The organism is Salinicola lusitanus, assembly GCF_003206045.1.
Taxonomy (GTDB): Bacteria; Pseudomonadota; Gammaproteobacteria; order Pseudomonadales; family Halomonadaceae; genus Salinicola; species Salinicola lusitanus.
On record NZ_PZJM01000009.1, the window covers coordinates 122,107 to 142,129 of the forward strand.

At 63.6% G+C, this 20,023-nt stretch carries 19 protein-coding genes; 12 read left to right on the plus strand and 7 right to left on the minus strand.

Features of this window, described 5'->3' with window-relative positions; genetic code table 11:
* Positions 1 to 537 precede the first annotated feature (537 nt).
* Both DOM45_RS13910 and DOM45_RS13915 read right to left on the minus strand, forming a co-directional pair.
* Positions 538 to 2,019: a PAS domain-containing protein gene (locus tag DOM45_RS13910; RefSeq protein WP_110601470.1), complete on the minus strand. Its 1,482-nt coding sequence runs from the start codon at positions 2,017 to 2,019 to the stop codon at positions 538 to 540.
* 105 nt (positions 2,020 to 2,124) lie between these two features.
* On the minus strand, positions 2,125 to 2,853 hold the full coding sequence (locus DOM45_RS13915) for a VIT1/CCC1 transporter family protein (protein ID WP_240612399.1): 729 nt from the start codon (positions 2,851 to 2,853) through the stop codon (positions 2,125 to 2,127).
* A gap of 991 nt (positions 2,854 to 3,844) precedes the next feature.
* Between DOM45_RS13915 and DOM45_RS13920 the strand changes: the two genes are divergently transcribed.
* From DOM45_RS13920 to DOM45_RS13930, 3 genes are all read left to right on the plus strand, one after another.
* On the plus strand, positions 3,845 to 5,206 hold the full coding sequence (locus tag DOM45_RS13920; RefSeq protein WP_110601471.1) for a maltoporin: 1,362 nt from the start codon (positions 3,845 to 3,847) through the stop codon (positions 5,204 to 5,206).
* Positions 5,207 to 5,304: 98 nt separating this feature from the next.
* Complete coding sequence (locus DOM45_RS13925; protein WP_110601473.1) at positions 5,305 to 6,219, plus strand: MalM family protein; 915 nt, start codon at positions 5,305 to 5,307, stop codon at positions 6,217 to 6,219.
* Between the two features lie 148 nt (positions 6,220 to 6,367).
* Positions 6,368 to 6,907 (plus strand): cytochrome b, encoded by a 540-nt coding sequence (locus tag DOM45_RS13930; protein ID WP_205909471.1) that lies wholly within the window; start codon positions 6,368 to 6,370, stop codon positions 6,905 to 6,907.
* A gap of 75 nt (positions 6,908 to 6,982) precedes the next feature.
* On the opposite strand, the gene DOM45_RS13935 is transcribed toward DOM45_RS13930, so the two are convergent.
* The 3 genes from DOM45_RS13935 to denD form a co-directional block, all read right to left on the minus strand.
* The gene (locus DOM45_RS13935) at positions 6,983 to 8,155 is read right to left on the minus strand and encodes an L-rhamnonate dehydratase (RefSeq protein WP_110601477.1); all 1,173 of its coding nucleotides are present in this window, start codon (positions 8,153 to 8,155) and stop codon (positions 6,983 to 6,985) included.
* Between the two features lie 32 nt (positions 8,156 to 8,187).
* Positions 8,188 to 9,573: a GntP family permease gene (locus DOM45_RS13940; protein WP_110601479.1), complete on the minus strand. Its 1,386-nt coding sequence runs from the start codon at positions 9,571 to 9,573 to the stop codon at positions 8,188 to 8,190.
* Between the two features lie 94 nt (positions 9,574 to 9,667).
* Positions 9,668 to 10,627, minus strand: a complete 960-nt coding sequence (gene denD, locus DOM45_RS13945) for a D-erythronate dehydrogenase (protein WP_110601481.1) — start codon at positions 10,625 to 10,627, stop codon at positions 9,668 to 9,670.
* Between the two features lie 245 nt (positions 10,628 to 10,872).
* Between denD and DOM45_RS13950 the strand changes: the two genes are divergently transcribed.
* From DOM45_RS13950 to otnI, 5 genes are all read left to right on the plus strand, one after another.
* Positions 10,873 to 11,658 carry a FadR/GntR family transcriptional regulator gene (locus DOM45_RS13950; RefSeq protein WP_110601483.1) on the plus strand — a complete coding sequence of 262 codons (786 nt, stop codon included), beginning with the start codon at positions 10,873 to 10,875 and terminating at the stop codon, positions 11,656 to 11,658.
* Positions 11,655 to 12,644, plus strand: coding sequence for an L-threonate dehydrogenase (gene ltnD, locus DOM45_RS13955; RefSeq protein WP_110601484.1), 990 nt, complete (start codon positions 11,655 to 11,657; stop codon positions 12,642 to 12,644). The genes DOM45_RS13950 and ltnD overlap by 4 nt, the downstream gene beginning before the upstream one ends.
* Positions 12,645 to 12,647: 3 nt before the next feature.
* On the plus strand, positions 12,648 to 13,958 hold the full coding sequence (gene otnK / locus DOM45_RS13960) for a 3-oxo-tetronate kinase (RefSeq protein WP_110601486.1): 1,311 nt from the start codon (positions 12,648 to 12,650) through the stop codon (positions 13,956 to 13,958).
* The gene (gene otnC, locus DOM45_RS13965; protein WP_110601487.1) at positions 13,955 to 14,620 is read left to right on the plus strand and encodes a 3-oxo-tetronate 4-phosphate decarboxylase; all 666 of its coding nucleotides are present in this window, start codon (positions 13,955 to 13,957) and stop codon (positions 14,618 to 14,620) included. The genes otnK and otnC overlap by 4 nt, the downstream gene beginning before the upstream one ends.
* A gap of 76 nt (positions 14,621 to 14,696) precedes the next feature.
* Positions 14,697 to 15,503 (plus strand): 2-oxo-tetronate isomerase, encoded by an 807-nt coding sequence (gene otnI / locus DOM45_RS13970; RefSeq protein WP_110601489.1) that lies wholly within the window; start codon positions 14,697 to 14,699, stop codon positions 15,501 to 15,503.
* A gap of 10 nt (positions 15,504 to 15,513) precedes the next feature.
* Here the strand turns inward: otnI and DOM45_RS13975 are convergent, their stop codons facing one another.
* Entirely contained in the window at positions 15,514 to 16,209 is a 696-nt protein-coding gene (locus tag DOM45_RS13975) for a CvfB family protein (RefSeq protein ID WP_110601491.1), read from the minus strand.
* A 307-nt stretch (positions 16,210 to 16,516) separates the two neighbouring features.
* Here DOM45_RS13975 and DOM45_RS13980 point away from each other — a divergent pair, with 307 nt between their 5' ends.
* The 3 genes from DOM45_RS13980 (at position 16,517) to DOM45_RS13990 (ending at position 18,782) form a co-directional block, all read left to right on the plus strand.
* The gene (locus DOM45_RS13980; protein WP_110601493.1) at positions 16,517 to 16,888 is read left to right on the plus strand and encodes a hypothetical protein; all 372 of its coding nucleotides are present in this window, start codon (positions 16,517 to 16,519) and stop codon (positions 16,886 to 16,888) included.
* Positions 16,889 to 17,062: 174 nt separating this feature from the next.
* A complete protein-coding gene (locus tag DOM45_RS20080; protein ID WP_157958436.1) occupies positions 17,063 to 17,287 on the plus strand; it encodes a hypothetical protein in 225 nt (74 codons plus the stop codon).
* 448 nt (positions 17,288 to 17,735) lie between these two features.
* Positions 17,736 to 18,782 (plus strand): GGDEF domain-containing protein, encoded by a 1,047-nt coding sequence (locus DOM45_RS13990; protein WP_157958437.1) that lies wholly within the window; start codon positions 17,736 to 17,738, stop codon positions 18,780 to 18,782.
* A 234-nt stretch (positions 18,783 to 19,016) separates the two neighbouring features.
* Here DOM45_RS13990 and DOM45_RS20235 read toward each other — a convergent pair whose 3' ends face one another.
* On the minus strand, positions 19,017 to 19,349 hold the full coding sequence (locus DOM45_RS20235; protein WP_205909472.1) for a helix-turn-helix domain-containing protein: 333 nt from the start codon (positions 19,347 to 19,349) through the stop codon (positions 19,017 to 19,019).
* Between the two features lie 80 nt (positions 19,350 to 19,429).
* On the opposite strand from DOM45_RS20235, the gene DOM45_RS14000 reads away from it, so the two are divergent.
* Positions 19,430 to 19,954: a hypothetical protein gene (locus tag DOM45_RS14000; protein WP_110601499.1), complete on the plus strand. Its 525-nt coding sequence runs from the start codon at positions 19,430 to 19,432 to the stop codon at positions 19,952 to 19,954.
* Positions 19,955 to 20,023: the final 69 nt, after the last annotated feature.

The following is a 20,023-nucleotide window of genomic DNA, read 5'->3' on the forward strand; positions in this document are numbered from 1 at the left end:
TGGCACCGGAGAGTGATGATGGATCTATTCAGTCCTAGTCGAGTCGCTCCGATGCTGCAAGCCGACAACGGCCGTCGAGATGACGAATCGCCACTGGTCCGCCCCGGGAGGTGGGCGTCACATCGGCAGAGACAGCGTGGCTGGGGGAATAAAAGGTGTGGCGAGCAACGCGAGGGAAAGAAGGCACATCGGAAAGAGATTCGGTGGGTCGATCCACGACAGGATCGCTTCCGTCGATACCGCTCGTCCTGAGCGCCACCGAATCGTCAAGCGCTCCTTCGTTTGACTGCAATACGTTCGACTACCGTAACGTTTCGACTCCGTCCACGCGGCGATCCGAGACACCGGTGGTCCGCCGAGGAGCGGGCGGCCTGCCCGTCTTCAGGAGATCCCTCCCCTGTCGCACCTTCCTGGCGCCTCCTCGCGGTCATCACAAGATAGGCGCCCGGCGTCCCGGCCAATAGATTCAAATGCGCCGGTACAGGCAGTGCATTTGCGGGGAAAAATACTTTTCACAACATCATGTTACCTTGGGTTTCAATACTCCCCCTGAAAACCGCGCTGGCGCGCCCAGACGATCGCCTCGCCGCGACTGTGAACGCCCAGCTTCTGGTAGAGCGACGCCACGTAGTTGCGCACGGTGCTATGGGCCAGATCCAGCCGGGTGGCGATGCGCTTGTCCGAGAGCCCGGCACAGATCAGCCCCAGGACATCGCGCTCGCGGGCACTGAGGTCCGCCAGTGCCGTTTGCTGGGTTCCCGAGGCATCGGTGCCCGCATCGCGAACATTGGCCAGCTTTTCCACCAGCGTGCGAGTGAACCAGGACGCATCTTTCATCACCGCCTCGATCGCATCGGAGAGCTGGTTCTCGTATCGCTTGCGCTCGCTGATATCCACCAGGGTCAGCAGCAGGCAGGCACGACGATTGATTTCGACCGCCTCCGCTGCCAGCACGTAGATGGTGGGCGCGTGGACGTCATCGCCGCCCTGCACCTCCATGTCCTCCACATGGCCTGACTCCCCCAGTGCTTTCAGCAACTGCTTGCGTGTCTGCGGTGTGAAGAGCGAATAGTCCTCCAGCCCGGGTGGGTCCGACGCATTGGCGCGACGGACCAGATCGCGCTCGAAGGCCGCATTCGCTTCGATCAGCGTCAGGCTGTCGGCTGAGACCAGAGCCGTGGGGACCGGCGACATCTGGAACACCGTGGCGAACAGCGCCTCGCTCTGGCGCAGGGCGTGCTGTGCCTGGCGGGCCGGTTCCAGATCGGTGAAGGTCAACAGCATGCAGGGGGCGTTCTCGACGTCGATCGGTTGACCGGCGACGATCACGCTCTTGCTGGCGTTGTCCTGTCGGCCGAGTTGCAGGACCGCTTCGGTCTGGGGGATCGACCGGCCGGCACAGAGCCGCTGGATCGCCGACTCGCGCTGAGGCGAATGGGCGAACACGTCGAACTCGTAGATCGAACGCCCCAGGATCTCCTCGGCTGCCAGCTCGGCCATGTCCAGAAAGCCCTGATTGGCGCGAATGAAACGCTGACTATCGAGGCGGCAGATCAGCGCCGGCGCCGGATTGGCGTTGAACGAGCGCTCGAAGCGCTCCTCGGCGCTCATGAGTTCGGTGATGTCCTCGATGATCAGGGCCAACGCGTCGGGGCGGCCCTCCCGCGAGAGCGTCCTGCCTCGCACCCGGTGATGACGAACGGGCAGTTCGGGATCGGCAGGTCGAACTTCGAGGATCACGTCCTCGAACGCTTCTCCCTCCAGCAGGCGCTCCATTGGCGACCGCCCCTCGCCGACCTCATGGTGATTGCGATAATAGAGCTCGAAGCGCCGTCGGTAGGCGTCGACGTCGGGCCCTAGTTCCTCGATCGATTCGGCCCCGTGCATCTTCAGCGCCGCCGGGTTGGCCCAGCGCAGGCGTCCATCGGGATCCAGCAGCACGATGCCGTCGGAGAGATCGGCGATGAGCTGGTGCAGCGGCGACTGAATCACGCCGGGATCGTCTTTCGGTTCCGACATCTCGTTTCACCACCCTCGGTCATGCTCGGCGTCGATCACGACGCCGGGCGCTGTTCGAATCGCACATGCCATTCCCGTGTCGACCGACGCTCTGCGCAGCTCGGATCAGCCACTTGCCACACCGAACGCCCACCCCACCAGCGCCGTGACCCCCATTGCCAACGCGCCCCAGAAAGTGACCCGCACGATGGCCACCCATAGACGCGACCCCCCGATTCGGGCCGACAGCGCGCCCAGCAACGCCAGCGCCAGCAACGACCCCAACGCCACCGTGACGGATGTCGCCATCGTGAACTGGGCCAGCAGCAAGCAGATCATCGGCAGCGCCGCGCCGGACAGGAACATCAAGGCCGACGCCATGGCCGCCTGAAGCGGCCTCGCCTGATTGACGGTGCTGAATCCCAGTTCGTCGCGGGCATGGGCAGCCAGCGCGTCATGGTGCATCAGCTTCTCGGCGACTTCGTGAGCCAGAGCAGGCGCCAATCCACGGGCTTCGTAGATCTCCGCCAGCTCGCGCACCTCGTGGGCATAGTTGGCCTTGAGCTCGCGCCGCTCCCGCGCCAGATCGGCGCGCTCGGTATCCTTCTGCGAGCTGACCGAGACATATTCGCCCGCCGCCATCGACATCGCGCCGGCCACCGCCCCGGCTGCCCCGGCCGTGAGCACCCCACTCAGACCCGCACCCGCCGTCGCCATGCCGATCACCAGGCTGGCGGTCGACACGATACCGTCGTTGGCGCCCAGTACCGCGGCCCGCAACCAGCCCACGCGGTCCGAATAGTGGCGCTCCTTGGGTATGGTCATGCCCGGCTGCTGCCCTGACTCCAATGTCATGCCGCTCTCCGTCCTCTTTCCGTCGTACCCGTCGTCTCTACCGCCCTGTCCAGAGCACCGAGTCCGTCCATCTTAAGTCAAGCCGTCCACGGAGAGACAAGCTTTCTGCACCCATTCGAATTCTCTGATAAAGCGATTTCTGTCTCCCTCTCCAACCGACCAAAATGGCGCTGATCTCAGATCAACGACAGGCGCATTTTTTCCCTGGAACCGGCATCTGTCTTGTCGCCGACTTCGCCTGTCTTTTATCCGATGTAAAGATTTCCACCCGATATCCAATCGACACTTTATTCGGCTCTCGCAGGATTCTAACGCTCGCCCTTGTCGCCTCATCCGAAAGACGCCGCGACCTAGCACAAACCAATATTGGTGATATTTACCACCTTGGTATTAATCACATCAGCTACAACTCGCCAAAATCGATTATAAATTGTTGATTTGTCGATATAAATATAACCACCCAATAACCATAGTTAATACCTTTGTCTTTATAGACCATGGTTACAATGAAAGTTTACGGAGTTATGGAAATAATGGCTCCCCACAAGCGAAGCCCGATCGCACCAACGAAGGCCGATCCGACCGATGGGGAACATCACTGGTTTTCGCCAAAACAGGCACTGCCCCAGGCAGAGGACCGAATCGACTTTGACGCCTCTTCCCGGTGATCCGTTGTCGCTGAAAAACGACAGAAAACACCGATGGCAGCATGATCGCTCCATGGCGATTGGCGGTATGGGGTCGGACCAACGGTGACGATATCCAGGGAATACGGCAACGATACTCATAGTTAATAAAAAATGGATTGACTCATATCTCTTTCGATATCGATGGCGATATTGAGTATGTCGAGCACGACGCTTTGGCAGAGCCATTCACGACTCCCCCGATACGTCGGTGGCGATTCTCTCCCAGAGCGCCTTGCGTAGCCGAATGCTTTATCCGGCTGCCCAAACAGCAATCAATGACAAGACCACGAGGGACACCAATAATGATTGCCTCACACTCCGTGCTACGCCGGCCGCTCCTCACCGCCGTCCTCGGTGCCTCCTGCATCATGCCGGCCCTGGCTTACGCCGATATCAACCCCGAGTTCTTCGGCTACGCCCGATCCGGTATCGGCTCGACCTCCGGTGGCGGCAGCCAGACCTGCTTCAAGGCTTCCGGCGCGCCGGCCAAATACCGCCTCGGCAACGAATGCGAGACTTATGCGGAGATCGGCCTGGGCGCGCAGCTCTACCAGCAGCAGGACACGTCGTTCGACTTCGCCAGCCGGGTCGCCTACGTCACCGCGCAGGACAACGACGACGAATCGCTCAAGGACGACGACAACAACATCTCGCTTCGGGAGATGTACGTCTCCGGCAACAATGTCGTCGGCGGCCTTCCCGGGGCCTCGCTCTGGGCGGGCAAGCGCTTCTACAAGCGTCACGACATCCACATGAACGACTTCTACTACTGGGATGTGTCGGGTCCCGGTGTGGGGATCTCGGATATCGATGTCGGCACCGGCAAGCTCAGCTTCGCCTGGACCCGCAGCGAAGGTGACGACGACGGTGACGGCCTGTTCCCCGACTCCGGCCAGCAGATCTCCGACGACACCCTCGATGCGCGCTGGAGCGACATCCCGGTCAATCCCGGCGGCTCGCTGGAGCTCGGCATCGACTACGGTCGTTCATCGCTTTCCGAATGGCAGAAGGATTACTACGACGACCAGGGCGTCGACTACGACGAGGGCGACAAAGGCTGGATGGGCACCATCGAGCATACCCAGAGCGGCTGGTTCGGCGGCAGCAACACCTTCGCGGTGCAGTACGCCACCGACGGCATCATCACCCGCGATGGCAATGCGGTGGGGCGCGGTACCGGCGCCCTGCGCCAGGAAGGCAGCATGTGGCGCGCGCTCGACCACGGTCAGGTCTGGCTGATACCGGATCAGCTCGACATGCTCTACGCCCTCATCTACGAGGACAAGGACATGGACGACAATACCGGTCGCAAGTGGTTCTCCGCCGGGGTGCGTCCCGTCTACTACTGGAGCGATATCATGAGCACCGCGGTCGAGCTGGGCTATGACCATATCGAACCGCAAAGTGGCGTCACCGGCTACAACGACAGCGATCATCACCTGACCAAACTGACCATCGCCCAGCAGTGGTCGGCGGGACGCGGCGCCATGATCCGCCCCACCATCCGGCTGTTCGCCACCTATGCCAAATGGAGCGGTGACGCCTATACCGACGCCCGCAATGCCAACTCGCTCGATACCGGTGCCGGCCCCAACAACGTCGACTTCGACGACACCGACGGGCTGACGTTCGGCGCCCAGATGGAGGTGTGGTGGGGTAGCTGAGCCCCGACCGCGAGATCCATGCTCGCGCTGTTTCGATCCCTTGGGCTCCGGAGACTTGTCGCTCCGGAGCCGTTTTCGTCTCCAGCAGGAGTTCCCGAATGTTGAGTTCGTATCGACTCGCCGTGCCCTTGAGCACGCTCCTTTTCGCCCTGGCGGGATGCAGCACGCCGCTGATGGCACCGCACTCCCCGACCATGCCGGCCCAGCAGGGGCAGCAGGCGCTGGCCAGCGCACCGGACTGCTGCACCTCGCTGGCCAGCCTGCCGTATCGGCCGATATCGGCCCAGGAAACCCTGACGCTGGACTTCACGCCACAGGCGCCGGTTCACGATTTCGGCGACGGCAAGAGCTTCTTCCAGGCGTTCGCGCTGCCCCGCAACAACGGCCCGGTGGCGATCAGCGTCACCAGTCCGATCCGGGACGGCCAGGTGTTCGCGCCCACCCTCCTGGTCCTCGACGCGGCGTTTCAGCCGGTCAGGCAGGTCCCGAGCGATTCGCTCCGGGTACGTCGCCCCACCGGCTTCTCCGGCGCCCGGCTCGAGGGCGAGTTCAGCCTGACCCCCGGCCCCGACGCCCAGTACCTCGTCATCTATTCGAGCGCGCAGGATCGCCAGGCAACGACGAGCTACGAGTCGGAAGCGAAAGCCTATGCTCGGGTCAGAGGTCTTGCCGAGCCCCCCGGCCCGGATCCTCGCGCCGTGCATGCCGCCACCGGCACGCTCACCCTCGAGATCGCCTCGCTGACCGGCAACACCGGCCTCACGCCGCTGACCACCGCAGCCCCCCCGCCAGCGCAACGCCCGGCGCCGTCCGAATCGCAGGGTGTGGCCCCGGCGCCCGCTTCGGCCACGACGAGCCATAACGCCGACTTCGATTACCGCCGCATGATCGATGCCGCACTCAAGGCCGGCGATATCGAGCTCGCCCTGGAGCTGGCCGATCGCGCGGAACGCAGCGGACATCCCGGCACCCGCGCCTGGCTGGCCGAGCGACTGCAGGCCAGGACGCCCTGAGTCAATCTCGAGGTTTCGGGCGATGAGGTAGCGTCGGTTACCGTCGTGGCGATACGTTGGCGCCACGACGGCAAGCCGGAGTTAAGCCAACCCTAAGCCGGTGATGCTTAGGATGGTGGCTCCCTTGTGCCTCGGAGGATTGCCCGTCGTGAACGACACGCTACCCAATCGCTATTCGGCGAAGGCCCGCCATTTTCACTGGACCGTTGCCGCCCTGGTCGTGCTGGCCTACGCGCTCATCCTGTCGACGGATATCTTCCCGCGCGATACCGGCATACCGGCCCTGCTGCTGCAAAGCCACTTCTGGGCCGGTATCGGCGTGCTGCTGCTGGCGATTCCCCGCCTGATCGAACGCCTTCGCCATACGCCCCCGTCCGTGTCGCCGCCACTGCACCCGAAGCTCGAACTGCTGTCGCGACTCACCCATTGGGCGCTCTACGCGTTTCTGTTCGCCCAGCCGCTACTGGGCATCGCAACGGTGTGGCTGAGCGACGGCGCGATCCCGATCCCCGGTACATCACTGGCGATACCCTCGCCCTTCGGCGTGTTGCCGCACTGGGGGCACTCGCTGGAGTCGATCCACAAGACGCTGGGCACGGTGTTCTACTACGTGATCGGCTTGCATATCGCGGCAGTGGCCTGGCATCAGTTCGTGCGCCGGGACAACCTGCTCAAGCGAATGTGGTGACGTGATGGCGTGAAGCGCCGCGACGGTGGGCTCCGGGGAGTGGCGACGCGGCGCCGTTCGCGCCGCCACGGCCCCTCACTCGAGGATATGGAAACCGTCGAGGTAGCGCTCGTTGAGGGAGAGGCCGAGCCCCGGCACGTCGTCGGCAAGATCGAGATGGCCCTCGACCGGTGCCGGGTCGCCCTCGAACAGGTAGTAGAAGAGCTCGTTGCCGATCTCGACGTCATGCACCGGGAAGAACTCCGACATTGGCGATGCCAGCGACGACATCGTCAGATGGTAGTTGTGCATCTGCCCCGCATGCGGGATCACCGGCACCTCGAACGCTTCCGCCATGGCGTTGATCTTGCGCGCCACGGTGATGCCGCCGACCCGGTTGGTATCGTACTGGATCACCGAGACCGCGCGCTTTTCCAGCAACTGGCGGAAACCGTGGACGGTGAACTCATGCTCGCCGCCGGAGATCGGCATCGGCGCGATGCGATTGAGCTCGGCATAGCCGTCGATATCGTCGGCGATGACCGGCTCCTCCAGCCAGCGCAGGTCGAACGGCGCCAGCCTGGGCAGCATGCGCCGGGCGTAGTCGAGGTTCCAGCCCATGTAGCAGTCGGCCATCAGGTCGATATCCTCACCGATCACCTCGCGGACCGCTGCCACGCTCTTGAGATTCTCACGCATGCCTCTTGGCCCGTCCTTGGGCCCATAGCCGAAACGCATCTTCATCGCCTGGAAGCCCTGATCGAGATAGCCCTGCGCCTCGGCCTGCATGACATCGAGATCGTCGTGGTAAAGCTTGGAGGCGTAGCACGGGATCTTCTCCTTGGTGCGCCCGCCGAGCAGCTTGAACACCGGCTTGTCGAGCGCCTTGCCCATCAGGTCCCAGATCGCGATATCGACGCCGGAGATCGCCGCCATGCCGATGCCACGCCGCCCCCAGGCCAGCGTGGCGCGGTACATGCGCTGCCACAGGTATTCGTAGTCGAACGGATCCTGGCCCACGATCAGCGGCGCCAGATGCTCATCGACGATGGTCTTGGCGACCCTAGGTGCCAACGCCACGTTGCCGAGACCGACCAGACCGCTGTCGGTCTCGATCTCGATCACCGTCCAGCCGTGAAAGCGAAAGCTCTGCATCGCATCGCCGCGATCCCACAGCGCATCCATGGCATTGGTGCAGAAGTGCGCCTTGGGCGGCACCGTCTCGCCTTTCCATTCGAAAACCCGGGCGCGGACGCGGGTGATTTTCATATCGGAACTCCTTGTCGTTTGACGGGCGGCCATCAACCCACGAAGGCGTTGGCTACCAGCAGCGCCACCAGCCCGGTGGCCCAGCCCAGCGTGGTCGGCACCGACAGCACCAGCAGTTGATGCTTGGCGGTCTTGACCCCCAACAGCCGGTTGACGACCCAGAAATAGCTGTCGTTGAAATAGCTGAAGAAGAGTCCGCCCAGGCACGCCGCCTGCGCCGCCAGCACCATGTTGACGTCCGGCATCGAGGCCAGGATCGGCGCCGAGATCGACGCCCCGGTGATCATCGAGACCGTGCCGCTGCCCTGGACGAAGCGCACCAGGGTGGCGATGAGGAACGGGATCAGCACCGCCGGCAGCGCCAGCCCGGCAATGCTCTCGCCGATGTAGTCACCGGCACCGCTGGCTCGCAGCACGGCGCCCAGTGCGCCCCCGGCACCGGTGACCAGCAGGATGATACCGGCGCTCTCGACCCCTTTTTCCAGATGCGCCAGGACCTGGTCCTTGGGCATCTTCGGCACCAGCCCGTAGACCGCCACCAGTACGCCGATGCCCACCGCAATCACCGGGTGGCCGACGAACTGAACCACCTGCACGAAGAGGCCCGGCGCATCGCTGCCGCCCACCAGGGCGGTGACCAGGGTATTGAAGAAGATCAGCGCGATCGGCAAGGCGATCGGCAGCACCGACTTGAACAGCGTCGGCAGTTCGCTCTCCTCGAGGGGGGCCGCGAGCGGGTCGTCCGTCGCGTCCCGCTTCAGCGATCCCGGTACGTCACGCTCGATCATCGCCTCGATGCGCGGGCCCATGAAGCGGGCATAGAGCACCATCACGATCAGCGCCGGCGCGGTGAGGACCAGGCCCCAGGCGATCATCAGACCGATATCGACACCGAAGATGCCGGCGACGCCCAGCGGGCCCGGTGTCGGCGGTACCGCACTGTGGGTCACCGCCAGCCCCGAGGCCAGCGCGATGCCGAGGGTGAGCACCGAGCGCCCGCTGTTGCGTGCCAGTGCCCGCACCAGCGGATTGAGGATCACGTAGGCGGAGTCGCAGAAGATCGGGATCGAGACGATATAACCGGTCAGCGCCATCGCCCAATCCTCGCGCTCCTTGCCGAGCAGCCTGAGGATCGAATAGGCCATGCGCTGGCCGGCGCCGGAGACTTCGAGAATCCGCCCCATCATCACCCCGAAGCCGATCACCAGGCCGATGGTGGAGAGGGTCTTGCCGAAGCCGGTGGTGATGGCATCGATCACCGCATTGGGCGACATGCCGCCGATCAGACCGGCGATCGAGGCGGCGATGACCAGGGCGAGCAGCGCGTGAACGCGGGTCTTCAGCACCAGCGCGATCATCACGAAGATGGCGATACCCAGGCCGATGATGACCTGGGGTCCCGCAACGGTGTCTGTCATGGCGTGAACTCCTTGTGGGCTTTATTGCGTGTTGTTGCCTGCTTGGTCCAAGGAACGGGTCTAGCGAGTCGGAAGCGTCTTGTCGGAGACCGGATCAGTGATCGAGTTCGTCCTCCCGGTAGGCACGGATGATGGCGTCGAAATCGCTGTCGGCCCGGAAACCGAGCGCCAGTGGTCGTGCGGTATCCAGCCCGCCCGGCCAGCTGGCAACGATGGCGTCGATCCCGGCATCCGGCTCGAAGCGCACCCGTTGACGGGCGGACGGGCCGGCCACGCGCTCCAGCGCGTCGAGCATCGCGGTGACCGTCACCGTGATCCCGGGCAGGTTGAGCGTGCGCCAGTCGCCCAGCGCCTCGCCCTCGATCGACAGCGCATGGGCCAGGTTGGCGACCACGGCACGGGGCGAGGAGAGCCACAGCGCCAGGCCGGCATCCACCGGACAAACCGCTTCGACGCCCGCGAGCGGCTCGCGGATGATCGCGCTGGCAAACGACGACGCCGCCCGGTTGGGCTTGCCGGGGCGCACCACGATGGTGGGCAGGCGGCAGACCCGGCCATCGACGAAGCCGCGCCGGCTGTAGTCGTTGACCAGCAGCTCGCCCATCGCCTTCTGCGCGCCATAGGAGGAGCGCGGCTGCGGGCCGATCGCCTCGGCCACTGGCAGGGCCAGCCCCGGACCGAATACGGCCAGCGAGCTGGCGAACAGGAAACGCAGCCGCTTCGGATGGGCCCGGCACGCTTCCAGCAGCACCCGCGTGGCATCCAGGTTGACCCGCATGCCGAGCTCGAAGTCCGCCTCGGCCTGGGCGCTGACCACCGCCGCCAAGTGGCAGACGGCGCCGGTATCGTCGCCAAGGGCTCGTTCGATCAGCGCCGGATCGGCGACATCGCCGGTGAGCGATTCGACCCGGTCTTCGGCTACCGGACACGGCGCCAGATCGATCGACGTCACTCGCGTGACGGCCTGCCCTGCGATCGAGACCTCTCCCGATAGCAGTTGCCGAATCAGCCTTGCGCCGAGGAACCCGGCGCCTCCCGTCACGATCACGTGCATTCGCTCTCTCCTGATGCCGGTGAATTGCCACTTGCCTCACGCCGTCGACGGGCTCGAATTGACCAAAGGCGAATTGCGTCGACGATCGAGATTTAACATCTTGTCTGACAAATTTGGCGCACAGGCAATATCGCCATTGGTCGGAGAACGAAGCGGAGCACCGTCGTCACGGCAGTTGGCGATGGTCCGCTTCGACGAACGCATGAGAGATCCCAACCGTGAATCCAGAACCGCGAAACAGCCGCGTGAGTGAAACCCCGGACCCGCCATCGCGCGGGCCGCAGCTCTCCGAACAGGTCGCCCAACGGCTGAGCGATGCCATCCAGGCCGGCGAATGGGGCCGCGGCGCGCGCCTGCCCACCGAGGCGGCGCTGGGCGAGCGATTCGGCATCAGCCGCTCGGTGGTGCGCGAAGCGATATCGATGTTGCGCAATGGGGGGCTCGTCACCTCGCGTCGCGGCAGCGGCAGCTTCGTCGCCGAATCCCCGACGGTCTCGCTGCGTCTGGCGATTCCCGATCCCGACCTGCAGTCGGTGGTCGAGGTGCTGGAGCTGCGGCGTCCGCTGGAGGTGGAAGCCGCCCGGCTCGCCGCCGAACGCCACACCCCCTCCCAGTTGCGTCGAATCCGAAACGCCATGGCGGACATCGATGAAGCGGTCGAGGCAGGGCTTTCCGGTGTCGACCAGGATCTCGCCTTCCACCGCGCCATCGCCGAAGCGGCCAACAACAGCCACTTCACCGCCGTGCTCGATTTCTACAACCGCTTTCTGCACCAGGCGATCCGGGTGACGCGGACCAACGAATCGCTGCGCGACACCTTCATGCAGCAGGTCGTTGCCGAGCACCAGGCGATACTCGATGCCATCGCCGCCGGCGATGGCGAGGCCGCCGCCCGCGCCGCCGCCACGCATCTGGAACACGCCGAAACGCGCCTGCGCCAGGCGCCGACCGATCTGCTCGAGCGCGTGGAAGCGCAGCGCGGATCGGCCTCGATATCATCGACAGAATCCACGGGAGGCAATTCGCGATGAGTACCACACTACGACCGCGGGTCGGGGTCATCGGGCTGGGCTCGATGGGGATGGGCATGGCCCTGTCGCTGGTCCGCGCCGGCTTCGAGACCTGGGGCTGCGACCTCCGCGAGGAAGCGCGGGCGGGTTTTGCCAAGGGGGGCGGGCACGCCGTGGCGACGCCCGCAGCGATGGCGGCCGAGGTCGAGATCGTGCTGACCGTAGTGGTCAACGCCGAGCAGACCCGCAGCGTGTTGTTCGGCGGTGACGGCCTGCTGCCGGGATTGAAGCCGGGCAGCCTGGTGATCTCATGTGCGACCTGCGCCCCGGATGCCGTGCAGGCGCTGGGGGCCGACCTCGTCGAGCGTGACGTTCACCTGCTCGATGCGCCGATTTCGGGCGGGTCGGTCAAGGCCGCCGCCGGTCAGTTGACGATGATGACCTCCGGCCCCGCGGCGCTGTTCGAGCGCGCCGAAGCGGTCCTCGATGCCCTCGCCGCCAAGGTGTTCCGGCTCGGCGACGAGCTCGGCCAGGGCTCCCAGGTGAAACTGGTCAATCAGCTGCTGGCGGGCGTGCATATCGCCGCCGCCGCCGAGGCGATGGCCTACGGCATTCGCGGCGGCTGCGATCCGCAGACGCTTTACGAGGTGATCACCCAGAGCGCCGGCAACTCGTGGATGTTCGAAAACCGGGTGCCGCACATCCTGGCCGGCGACTACACCCCGCACTCGGCGGTGGATATCTTCGTCAAGGATCTGGGGATCGTTCACGATACCGCCCATCGCGACAAGTTCCCGCTGCCGCTGACCGCCCAGGCGCTGAGTCAGTTCACCCTCGCCTCCGCCCAGGGGCTGGGCCGCGAGGACGACTCGGCGGTGATCAAGATCTATCCGGGCATCGAGCTGCCCGGCACGGCGGCCAACGACGCCGGTTTCGGCACGGATGGCGCTGATACAGGCCCCAGCGCCGGGCCCGACGCCGGTCCCAACGATCACGGAGGTGCTTGAGCGATGGCAGACTCTCTTTCGAAAACGGGCGAGCGACGGCCCCGCGCCCGACCGATTCTGGGCTGCATCGCCGATGACTTCACCGGCGCTACCGATCTCGCCAGCCAGCTGGTCGGCGCCGGGATGCGCACGCTGCAGACCATCGGCACACCCGACATACAGCTGGAAGCGGATGTCGATGCGGTAGTGGTGGCGCTGAAGTCGCGCACGATCCCTGCCAAGGACGCCATCGAACAATCGATCCGGGCGCTCGACTGGCTGCGCGAACAGGGCTGCGAGCAGTTCTACTTCAAGTACTGCTCGACCTTCGATTCGACCCCGGCGGGCAACATCGGCCCGGTCACCGAGGCGCTGATGGAAGCGCTGGAAACCGACTTCACCGTCGCCTGCCCGGCGCTGCCGGCCAATCGTCGCAGCGTGTTCAACGGCTATCTGTTCGCCAACGGCGTCCCGCTCAATGAAAGCGGCATGCAGGATCACCCGCTGACGCCGATGACCGACGCCAATCTGGTCCGCGTCCTCGGCGCCCAGACTCGCCACACCGTGGGCCTGATCGACTACACCACGCTACGCCAGGGTGATGCCGCCGTGAGCGCGCGCATCGAGGCGCTCCGAGCCGAGGGCGTCGGCATCGCGATCTGCGACGCCATCGATAACGACGACCTGCTGGTGCTGGCCCGCGCCTGCCGCGAGCTGCCGCTGGTGACCGCGGGTTCCGGCCTGGCGCTGGGCTTGCCGGCCAATGTCGCCGAGCGCCTCGGCCATACCGAAGATGCCGCCCGGCTCGACCCCGTCGCGGGTCTCGAGGCGGTGCTGAGCGGCAGCTGTTCGCGGGCCACGCTGGTCCAGATCGAACATGCCCGGCAGCACATGCCCAGCGTGCACCTCGACGCGCAGGCGCTGGCCGACGACTACCGGCGCGTCGTCGATGGCGCGCTGGAACACGCCGAAGCACATCTGGAGGCCGGTCCCGTGCTGATCTATGCCAGCGCCTCACCCGAGGAGGTGCGTCTTGCCCAGCAGCGACTCGGCGTGCAGGAGGCCGGCGAGCTGGTCGAGCACGCCATGGCCGAGATCGCCGCCGAGCTGGTCGGCCGGCTTGGCGTGCGCCGGTTGCTGGTGGCGGGTGGCGAGACCTCCGGCGCCGTGGTCGGCGCACTCGGCGTGCAGGGGCTGCGGATCGGTGAAAGCATCGACCCCGGCGTACCTTGGACGACCACCCTCGGTACCGACGAACCGCTGGCGCTGGCACTCAAGTCCGGCAACTTCGGCGCCACCGATTTCATGACCAAAGCCTGGAAACTGATGCCATGACCGCGATTCACACTTCGACATCCGCAACCGAGAACCGCCTGCGCGAGGAGATTGCCGAGATCGGCCGCTCGTTCCGCAATCTGGGCATGGCGCCCGGCACCTCCGGCAATATCAGCGCCAAGCTCGAAGACGGCTGGCTGATGACACCGACCAACGCCAGCCTGGGCGCGCTGGATCCGGCGGAGATTTCCAAGCTCGACTGGGACGGCAACCTGCTCGCCGGCAAGCCGCCGACCAAGGAGTCCTTCCTGCACCGGGCCTTCTACGAACAGCGCCCGGATACCGGCGGCATCATCCATCTCCACGCCACGCACTCGGCGGCGGTCTCCTGTCTCAACGGGCTCGACGAGCACTCCTGCCTGCCGCCGATCACGCCCTACTTCGTGATGCGGGTCGGCCGCTTGCCGCTGGTGCCCTACTATCGCCCGGGCGACGCCGCGCTGGGCGACGCCGTGCGCGACTACGCCGCCGATCATGCCGCGGTACTCCTGGCCAATCACGGCCCGGTGGTGGCGGGAAAGACCCTGGAAGCCGCGCGCAACGCCATCGAGGAGCTGGAGGAGACCGCCAAGCTCTATCTGCTGCTGCGTCAGCACGACGTGCGCACCCTGAACGAGAAGGAGATCGACGAACTGCGCGATGCGTTTGGCGCTCAGTGGTAGCCGGAGCCTCGCCTCCGAGAACCGCACTACCGCGTCTTTCTACACACTATTGATGGGATAACCGAGGAATCAGGCCATGCCGCGCTTCGCCGCCAATCTCAGCATGATGTTTAACGAAGTCCCGTTCATGGAGCGCTTCGCCAAGGCCGCCGCCAACGGTTTCGCCGGGGTCGAGTTCCTGTTCCCCTACGACTTCGAGCCCGACGCCATCGCCGCCGAGCTGAAGCGTCACGGGCTTGAGCAGGTGCTGTTCAACCTGCCGCCGGGCGACTGGGCTGCCGGCGAGCGCGGGCTGGCTGCCCTGCCCGGCCGCGAGGCGGAGTTTCGGGAAAGTGTCGATACCGCCATTCGCTATGCCAGTGTGTTGAACTGCCCGCGCCTGCACGCCATGGCCGGGCTGGTTCCGGAGGCCGCGACCGATGATGTTTCCCGTGAAACATTCTTCACTACGGCAAGGGAGATTTACCTGGAAAATCTGAGGTTTGCAGCCAGAAAGCTTGCCGAGCACAACCTGACGCTGCTGATCGAGCCGATCAATACCCGCGACATGCCTGGCTACTTTCTCAATCACCAGGCCGATGGCCACGCCATTCTCGAGGAGTTGAACGAGCCCAACGTCAAGGTGCAGATGGATTTCTACCACACCCAGATCATGGATGGAGATATCTGGCAGACCTATCAGCGCTATCGCGATGGCGTCGGCCATATCCAGATCGCCGGCGTACCCGAACGGCATGAGCCGGATACCGGCGAGGTCAACTACCCGTGGCTATTCGAGCAGCTCGACGAGAATGGCTATGACGGCTGGCTGGGTTGCGAATACAGACCGCGCCGGGAGACCGAGACAGGGTTGGCATGGTATCGCGCCTGGCAGCAGCGCTGACGGAGAGGGGTCAGTCGCCCTCGATCCATCGGATACCATCGTCTTCGATCACGATCCGGCGCTGCTTGTAGAGCCGGCCGATGGCCTGCTTGAAGGCATTCTTGCTGACCCCGAGGCGCGCCTTGATGACATCGGCCGGGCTCTTGTCGCCAAGGGCCAGGAACCCGTCATTGGCGGCCAGCGCTGCCAGCACCTTGTCGCCGACCACATCCAGGCGTGCCTGCCCCGGCGGCAACAGCGAGAGATCCAGGCGCGCGTCGTCGCGCACCCGGCGCACATAGCCATCCAGACGATCACCCCGGCGTAGCGGGCGCGACATGTCATCGTGATACAGCAGCCCCCAGAACCGGCTGTTGACCACCGCCTTGGCGCCCAGATCGGTCAAGTCCGAGATCACCAGCGACACGCGATCCCCCGTCTTCAGGCCTTCCGACTCATCCTGCAGGAACTTGTCGAGTTTCATGCTGGCCACCGGGCGCATGCGATCGTCGACGTAGATCATCACCAGCACCCGCTTGCCCTCGTCGGGGCGAAAGCGCTGCTCGCCGAACGGCAGCAGCAGATCCTTGGGGCGGCCCCAGTTCAGGAAAGCGCCGATGTCATTGACCTTCGTCACGCGCAGATAGGCGACGTCACCCACGTTGACCTGCGATTCGGCAGCAGTGGGGGCATCGGCGGGAGCGTCGTCCCGAGGGGGGCGGGTCATGGCGTACTCTGGCTGACAAGCGGTGGCTAGGAGGAACCCATTATGGCGGGCGCGGCGACGTGGAGCAAAGAGGTGGCGCTCGCCGCCCCTGGGGCCGTCTCGGCAGCAGCCTTGCCCCAGCATTCCCTGAACGCAGAAATAAGGTTTACACTATCGCCACGTCTCATGGCTTCGACCTTTGTATTAATCCCATCGATAGTCGAATTCACTACACGTGATTAGCAGACTAAAGAACAGGCTCCCATAATGTCATCACAGATTGAGGCCGAGAGGCCATCAGTAGAAAAGACATTTTGGAGGCCACACCATGAAAAATCGCATTCTCGCAGCCATCGCCATTGCCGTCGCCCTGCCCGCCGCCGCCCAGGCCAACAGCCTGACAGCCGAGCGTCATTTCGACCAGCAGAGCGAACCGCTCAGCATCGAGCAGACCGCGCAGTACCATGCGCTGCCGACCCGCTACAGCGTCGACACCGTCAACGGTGGCCACAGCGCCGCTGCCGACCAGGCTCTGCAGAACGTTGCCGACTCGACTCAACTGAGCACCGATGTTGATCCGTCCCATAACGGTCTGATCGGCGAAGGGCAGAGCGACGCCGCACGCCAGGCGCTGCGAAACGCCACCCAGTCCGTCAGCAATGACAAAGGCAATGTCGAAGTGAACTTCGCCAGCCTGTAAGTCTCCGCCTTCGGGCATGAAGACAGCGCTAGTCCATCAAGGGAGCCCTCGGCTCCCTTTTTGGTGTTTTCAGCTAAAGGAAGGGCAAACCCAGCCTCAAGATACATTGGTGTCGACAGTCTGTTTCAGAGAGCTCTGTCAGCGGCCTGACAGGGATCATCCGACAATGACGTCATGGATCGGCGCCCACTGCCCGCTTCTGCTCAGGCCAGCGATGCCATCAACGCTCTCTTCCCCGCACAGCGCGAAGCGCTCGACCTCGAGCGGACCGCTCAATACCCTGCGCTGCCGACCCGCGACAACGGCGAGCCCCTGATCGGCGGACACAGTGGCGCGGCCGCCCAGTTGTTGCGAAGCGTCGGCCACGCCACTGGCCATCAACGTTCCGGCAAGCCGTAATTCGCTGGTCGGTGAAAGGCAGAGTGATGCTGCAGCGCATGCATTACGGGGCAGCGCAGCTCGCCCCACGAGGCAGTGGCGAAGTCAGTTTCACCACGCTGTAAGCTCGCTTATCCCTCCCCGAGCCGCTGGCGGCAAGATGCCAGTGGCGGCTCGTCGTTCTCCCGCCGTAGCGCCTTATTTTCCTTGCCATCCCTTCGGTACGCCGTCCGCCGAGCGCCATTTCGACGGTCATGGCCCAGGAAAAAATGCAATTGACCTGGGTGCCTTTACCCGAAACAAGTCATCAAAAACAGTCCCTTACCTTGCCAAAAAGCGTCATGGAAAATGGGGAAAAGAAATCGCATTCTCCTGCCTGAGAAATTTGACTACGCTGAATGTAAGGAAATATTACCAAGCCAGACCGTGGCTTGAATGGCTCAGGGACAGTAGGCGGGGAGTCGGTCTCATGAAAATATGGATGAGGTCCATCAGAAATCGTTTGAGACGGGACTTCGTCCTTCGAGTCATCTCGCTTCTGGGTGTCTGCGAGACGCTTACCCTGCTACCGTTCAGTATTTACAGATTCGCTCAAGGCAGTTTCGAAAAAGGCATCTTCGACGGCATCTGCCTCCTCCTTATCCTCTGTATCGTCGGCTACTCCTGGTGGGCCGATGACAGCCAACGGGGTGGATTCATCCTGGCGAGCACCAGCGCTCTTTTTGCCGGGATAACTACCAATGTTCTCGGGCTCGTAGGCGTATTCTGGTCGTTCCCCATGATGCTGACGAATTTCTTTCTAACGGATGCCAGACGTGCACTCCTGATCAACATCATCATGAGTATCGTGATGATTCCAATACTGCTGCAGTTCTCACCGCCCGAAAGTATTCTCTCCTTCATCGCGTCCAGCATCACGGCAAACAGCTGCGCCTATCTCTACGCCAGAAGGAGCGACCTGCAGCAGAAAGCCCTGAAGAGGCTTGCGACCCACGATGCCCTGACCGGCGCCCGCAACCGCCGATCACTCGAGGAGTCACTGGCTCACGCCAGGCATAGACTGCTCGACGAAGGGCGACCCAGCTCTCTCATCCTCCTGGATCTGGACAATTTCAAGAGTGTCAACGACCGTTTCGGACACGCCTATGGCGATGAGGTGCTGGCGAAATGCGCCAGTCTCATCCGCCGGAGTGTGAGGTTAGATGACTGTCTATTCCGCTTCGGCGGTGAGGAATTCGTACTAGTTCTGGCGGATATCGAAGAGATCCATGCTGTCAAAGTGGCGGAAGACCTGCGTGCGATTATCGCCAGCCGGCTTGGCGACCCTTCCTGCCAAATCACAACCTCCCTGGGTATTACCGGACTGCACCCTACCGACGATGTCAAGCGCTGGATGAAGAGAGCGGACGATGCACTCTACGAGGCAAAGCGTGGCGGTCGAAATCGTGCTGTTCTCAAAACCTGTGAAGAAGAAAGCAATAATAAATTGAATTCTAATCAGGTTAATTCTATATAAGTAAAATCAATATTTCCGAGAATCCCCTACCAAATACAGGACGACAATAATAGGAAAAACCTTTTGGCACTTTGCCAAATACAGTAAAATAACAATCACATTTCCACAGCTATTATTGTTATTATCCACCCTCATGGTCTGACTTTTGCCCAGTTTCGGCTGGGCCTTTTTATTGGCTGACCTCCTTAACATCTGATTAAAAAAACCTTCGGTTAAATCAATGAATTCGTTGCGTTATCGTGTCATCGATGCGCTACGCCCCTGCGGATGAGCATCGGTCTGCTCGGTCGAGCCTTCCGCGCCAGGCGGGTCCTCGGCGGCCAACGGGTCGCCGGCCGCCGCGAAGGGCGTCGTGGGACCGGCATTAGCCAGCAACCACGCGGCCGTGAAGGCACCCTCGCTTGCCTCGGCCATTCTCGTCGCATGGTGGGTTTCACCGGTGTACTCCGTGCGGGGCAGCCGCTCCCGGCGTAGCCACTTGCAGACCGCCGACGGCGAGACCCCGCAGATCCGGGCGCAGCGTGACACGCCACCGAGTTGCTCGACCGCAAGACGGATCGCGCTCATGACAACCCCCTTTACCTGTACTTCGAGTACATGATTATCAGGTACTGAAAGTACATTCAACCGGTGGGAACATTGAACCCATGGTTCACACCGGTAACCGGGATGAGTTCAGCTCCCGACTTCACATGGCGCTCCGTCGCGCAGGCAAGGACGGCTATGGGATGGGCGCACGCCTGGCCCGAGCCATGCGTGTCACGCCCAAGGCCGCCAGCAAATGGCTGAACGGGGAAGCTCGCCCGGGCCATGACAGAAAGGTCGCGCTGGCCCGTTGGCTCGGTATCCGTGAAGAGTGGCTAGACTACGGCCGGGGGGAGATGCTGAGAAGCGACACGCCGACGCCCCCTGACGCCGACGCCGCCTCCCTGGATGTCCGCGAACCCTCCCCCACCCGCACTCGACAGCCGTCCGAGAGGTCCGCCGAGGCGCTGCGCCAGATAGAGCAGGCCGTATTGTCCGGCGAAATGGATGAAGCCGATCTACTGCTCCTCGAACAGATCGCCAGACGTCTCTCCAATCTCGAACACCAGCGATATCGCAGCGAAGACGCCAGGGCGGACTACCTGGCAGCGACGAACGCCACGCCCCGATCCGACACCGAGGATTGACCCCACAGAGAGCGGTGCTCCCTCGTCAGACTTCATCGCCGTACGAAGTTTGTACTCAAGACCCCTTTT